This window comes from Longimonas sp., from assembly GCF_046498435.1.
Lineage (GTDB): Bacteria > Bacteroidota > Rhodothermia > Rhodothermales > Salinibacteraceae > Longimonas.
This window is the reverse complement of the sequence record NZ_JAWOAR010000159.1, coordinates 1-5243: the sequence shown is the minus strand read 5'-3', so window position 1 is coordinate 5243 and position 5243 is coordinate 1. Positions and strand designations below refer to the sequence as shown.

The 5243-nt window shown below is 60.2% G+C and carries 3 protein-coding genes and 1 riboswitch; of the genes, 1 reads left to right on the top strand and 2 read right to left on the bottom strand.

Translation table 11 applies throughout. The annotated features are described in order from the left end of the window. Nucleotides 1-426: 426 nt before the first annotated feature. Nucleotides 427-2421 carry a M1 family metallopeptidase gene (locus R6U20_RS05925; protein WP_410336943.1) on the bottom strand — a complete coding sequence of 665 codons (1995 nt, stop codon included), beginning with the start codon at nucleotides 2419-2421 and terminating at the stop codon, nucleotides 427-429. 196 nt (nucleotides 2422-2617) lie between these two features. Between R6U20_RS05925 and R6U20_RS05920 the strand changes: the two genes are divergently transcribed. Continuing rightward, the gene (locus tag R6U20_RS05920) at nucleotides 2618-3376 is read left to right on the top strand and encodes an acetolactate decarboxylase (RefSeq protein ID WP_410336942.1); all 759 of its coding nucleotides are present in this window, start codon (nucleotides 2618-2620) and stop codon (nucleotides 3374-3376) included. A 57-nt stretch (nucleotides 3377-3433) separates the two neighbouring features. Here R6U20_RS05920 and tenA read toward each other — a convergent pair whose 3' ends face one another. Further along, nucleotides 3434-4165: a thiaminase II gene (gene tenA, locus R6U20_RS05915; protein WP_410336941.1), complete on the bottom strand. Its 732-nt coding sequence runs from the start codon at nucleotides 4163-4165 to the stop codon at nucleotides 3434-3436. 76 nt (nucleotides 4166-4241) lie between these two features. Continuing rightward, nucleotides 4242-4355, bottom strand: a riboswitch (TPP riboswitch). Between the last annotated feature and the right edge of the window lie 888 nt (nucleotides 4356-5243).

Below are 5243 nucleotides of genomic sequence, written 5' to 3'. Positions count from 1 at the left end.
CGGTATGAAGCCCTTCCGGCCTCGAAGAAGTGGGCCGCCCGGACGAAGCCCGGAGGGACGCGCTCGAAAATTGATCCTGTTTGAGCGAGCCTGCGAGTGAGTTTGATCAATTGTAGCGGACCGGAGGGCACAGTCAGGCCCAGTTCTTCCAGGGGCCCTTGCGGTCATCCTTTGGGCCTTGATTTTTTTACTTCGTGAGTCGCTTCGCTCGTCTGGTTCGTTTTTGCATCAAGGCAAAAATGAACACCAGCCTACAGAACACTAATTTGTATCCGACGCCCACAGCTATTCCAGGTTGTGTGCATAGACTAGCCTCCTCTGAGGGGGACTTGAGGAACGCGTTCCACGGTTTCTTCCTCCTCGGGGAGGACGGGTAGGATGGAGGGGAATCCACCCGGCAATCTCTAAAACCATTGTTGAGATTACTTACTCACCCTGCGTCCAGTCGTTGTTGTCACGGTCTACATCCGGCAGCACCTGATTCGGATCAACGGTGATATTGTCGATGGTGCGTTCGTCGTCCCACGAAATGGCATGCGTATCGCCTGTAGCAAATGCTTCGGTAGGCACACGCACCATCTGGGTACTGCCATCGTCGAAGGTTAGCTCTACCGGTACAGGAAGCAGCAAGTCGGTTTCCTGCGCAATGGTAGCGGTAGCTGCATCGGCATCAACCTCCGTCACGGCCGGGTCGGCGCCGTCGGTTTCGTAGAACCAGCCACGCCAGAACCAGTCGAGCTCTTCGCCCGCAACGCTCTCGATGGTGCGAAAGAAGTCTGACGGCTGCGGGTGCTTGTACGCCCACCGGTCGATGTACGTCTTAAACGCCGCATCGAAGCGGTCGGGCCCCACCACATGCTCACGCAGCAGCGCCAGTCCAACAGCGGGCTTGCGGTACGCCAGCATCCCCAGCGCCTGGCGCCGGATGTGGTCAGACTGCGTCATAATGGGCTGGTCGGCATAGGGCGACTGCGCAAACCGGGCCACCTGCTGACTGCTCTGCTGGATGACACGGCTAAGGTCTTCCCCGTAGAAGTCGGCAGTTGAGTACAGATTCATAAAGGTGTTGAGCCCCTCATCCATCCAGGCCCAGCGCCGCTCGTCGGAGCCCACCAGCATCGGAAACCAGGTGTGCCCGAACTCGTGGTCGGTGACGCCGAAGAGGCCGCGCCCGCGCGCCTCCACCGAGCAAAACATAACCTGCGGATACTCCATGCCGGCCACAATGCCGCCGACATTTACGGCGTGGTCGTACGGATACGGCGTGTAGCGCTCCGAGTAGAACTCAACCGAGTGCTGCACATACTCAGTCGATTCTTCCCAGCCCGGCGTACTGTTTTCACCGCCGCCCAGTCCTTCAGCAGGATACAGCGACTGCGCCAGCACCGTGTGGGTACCCGCGTCAGCTTCGGCAGCATCCCAGATGAAGGAGCGTGAAGCTGCCCACGCTACATCGCGCACGTCGTTGGCCTGATACTCCCAGGTGAGTGTGCCGCTGTCAACAGGACGCGTGTCTGGCTCACCCACTTCGTCGTCTGCGATGATCGTGACGGGCGAGCGGCTCTGCTGCGCATCCGCCAGCCGCTCCTGCTGCGTGTCGGTGAGCACCTCTTCCGGATTCTGAAGCGCGCCGGTGGCCGTCACGATGAAGTCGTGCGGCACGGTAATGTCAAGGTCAAACTGACCGTATTCGAGGTAGTATTCGCCCTGCCCCAGATACGGCAGCACGTTCCAGCCGTTGACGTCGTCGTATACGTACATGCGTGGATACCACTGCGCAAGCTGGTAGACCGTGCCTTCCTCTGCCTCGAACATCCCCATGCGGTCGGCGCCATAGTCGGGCAGTTCAAAGCTGAACTCCATCGACAGCGTGAGCGAGTCGCCCTCGGCTGCCAGCGGCTCATCGAGCGCGACACGCATACGCGTATCGTCGGTCACCGACTCGGGCGTGTATGTGTTGCCGTTGTGCTCGATACGCAGGTTCGATATGTCGTATCCCCCCTCTTCGAAGAACCCGCTGAAGCGCGCATCGGGCGGCACCACCGCCTCCCCGCGACTCCCTGGCGCAAAGAGGTTCTGGTCCATCTGCAGCCACAGGTAGTTCAAGTCCGACGGCGCGTTGTTGGTATACGTGATGGTCTGCGTGCCCTCAATGCGATTTTCCTCAGGCAGCAGCTCCACCTCGATATCGTAATCAGCCTCTTGCTGCCAGTACATCGGTCCCGGACGCCCATCGCCGGTGCGGTAGGCGTCGGCATCGGGAAGGTCGAGTATCTCGAACGTGTCGAGGTTGTCGGCATCGGGACGCTGCGCCGTCGATGAAACGGGCGTTACAAGCAATGCGAGCAGGCCCACGAGCAGGGCGGCTACAGTCGCATCCCCCTGTACCCGTTTAAAGCAGAGCGGAAGCCAGGAAGACATAAGCGAATGGGGCATGAGTAAGTGATTAGCTTGTCATTACATGTATGGGGAGCGCGTATTTTCGACTCCCGGTTTGGGCGAATTGAGCGTGAAGTCTTTTTCGTCTCTCTGATCGTTGGTCCACACGCACGAACCTTGATTTTGCAATGTTGTAATTACAACCGGCACCATTTTCCACACCTGCTCGTCTATGGCCATGCTTACGCTGCTCACCCTGCTCACGATGCCTCTGCTCTGCGCGGCTCCTCCCAATCTGCCCGAGACCGAACGGGCTGCAGCAGATACGATGGATACCAAATCAGAAGCGCAGCCCTGGGTGCGTCACGTGGGCAGCCGCCACGCCATCATGCAGCAGAATGACCTGTCGGCCCAGATTGCGCTGGACTCGCTGGCGGGCATCGATCATCTTTACGCGCTGGGTCCGATTGAAGGACTGCGCGGCGAGGTAACGATCTACGACGGCACACCGTCTATTGCCAGATTCGACGATGGCGCTCCTAACGTGTCTACCGCAATGGATGCGCAGGCGATCTTCCTGGTGTACGGCGCGGCGTCTGAGTGGACCGAAGTGCCTGTTTCAGAGTCCATTAGCGGCCTCGACGAATTGGAGGCCTTCGTGCAGTCGGAAGCCGAAACCGCCGGGCTTGACCTGGAGACGCCCTTCCCGTTTCGCATCGAAGGCGCTATCGATACGGCAACCTATCACGTTATCTGGCGCACCGACGACCGTGCAATGCACAACCACGCGGCTCATCAGGAGGCGAAGCGCATGTTTGCGTTCTCGGATGCGCCAGTGCGCCTGATTGGCTTCTGGCTGCATGCGGAGGGCGAAGGCGTCTACACGCATCCGGGTCTGCGAACGCATGTGCATGTCATGAATGCCGATAATACGGCCTCCGGCCACCTCGACGATCTGACGCTCCCTGCCGGAGCTACGCTCTATCTGCCGAAGTAGGGACACCGCGCGCCGTGTCCCTACCTGCGGTATAGAACGAACCAGCGTTACAGCCCCCTACACCGGCCACTCCTGCTGCGTCCAGGCCTGCTGCCAGAACATCCACTCGTAGCGGATGCTGGCGTGAAAGGCGGTCTTGGCACGCTCACGGGCAGCCTCATCGGCGGCATCGGCGAAGCGCTGCAACCGCTCCAGCAGATTCGCCATGTAGTCGTTGAACTCCGGGTCACGGTACATCGCGAGCCAGTCGGCGTACGGGTGATCCTCGGGGATGGCGCCCAGTTCGGCTTCCATACGCTGCCCCAGTTCGATGTAGAGCCACGGACACGGCGTGAGCGCCGCCACCGCCTCCACGAGCGATCCGCGCTGTGCGGTGCTAATCATGTGGTCCTGGTACGCACGGTTGTTGGGCGTCAGCGTAAGCGCGGCAATGTCGTCGGCACCGTAACCAAGCTGCGCCCCGTATCCGGCATGCAGTTCGCCCTCAACCACAAGCGCCATGCGGGCGGCATCGATGAACCAAAGCTTATCATCGGGATCGGGGCAGCGGGTCGAGATGAGCGCGGCTGCATCCGAAAAGGCTTCGAGGTAGCGGGCATCTTGCATCTGGTAGAAACGAAAGCGCTCCGCCTCCAGCGTGCCCTCGGCCAGGGCGTGCACAAACGGGTGGTCGAACGATGCGCCCCAGCTTTCGCGGGCGGCGTCTACGCAGGACTGCGCAAATGGCGGCACCGGGTAGGCGCGTTCTACAGAAACGTCAGCGAATGACGGGCGGGTGGTCGTAGACATAGGGCTTGCTTGCGGGTGGATGCAAAGGGATAGCGGCAAGCGAAGCCAGAGATGTGCAGCGCCCATGCATGGCGCCCAGGGTGCTAAGAAGCTTCCTTCCGCCGGTACGAACCGGATCAAGTTCAAGGGATCATCTCAGCCCAGCCGTCTGTGCAGCGTGGTGTAACAAACACCACCCCCTGCCACAACCGGGCACTCCCAGCTTCGCTCATTTCCCAACGTAGGCATGCTGCTGATCAGATGCAAGGCGGTGCCCTCTGCCAGGACGATTGCATGTTGAGCACCACGGATGTACGATACAGCCCTTCTCCGTCATCCTGACAGAGCGCAGCGGCGGAAGGATCTCAGCGCGCCCCGTGCACAGCGCACGACCACGGCGCACAAGCGTAGTGTCGTGTCACACCTGAATGTTAGGGTGCGGAGACTGTGCCAAACTCTGTGTCCCCCCAAAACCTGTCATGGTGAGCACGCGACGGGCCCAGCCCGGAGCACGCCGAACCATCTCCTCGACGCTCAAGATGACAGCATGCGAACGGGGACCTTACAACCCAAAGATTGACCTGTGACAGAGCAGTAGTGCTGTCTCATACGTCAATGTTTAGGTCATTTGAGAACACGGAATCCCTCCCCCTAAATCCCCCTCCTCTGAGGGGGACTTCATGAAAGCGTCCTATGGTTCCTTCCTCTCCCGAAAGGGTACGTGTTTAGCAACGTGGATCAAGTCCTCCTCTGCCCTGGGGGAGCCAGAGGTGAGGGGGTTGGGCCTGCAAAAAAACAAGTGCTTGGGGAGGTAAGATGAGGTAGGCGATTCCAGCATCATGTCGAACCAGGAAACCCATATCTGGAGGCTGCTCTCATCCCCCGCGGTTTACGCCCCCCTCAGTCGCTGGCGCGACCGCTTTCCTCTCCAGGGGAGCCGGTTGGGGGACTGCTCCTTTACCTCATACCTCAACGTCATCCTGACGCCCCCGGCGGAAGGATCTCAACGCCCACCCTGCACGTGTGGTACCGGCCTTCGGCGGAGAGCGCTGGATCCCGCATCAAGTCCGGGATGACGTGACCTGAAAGACGTTCTCTT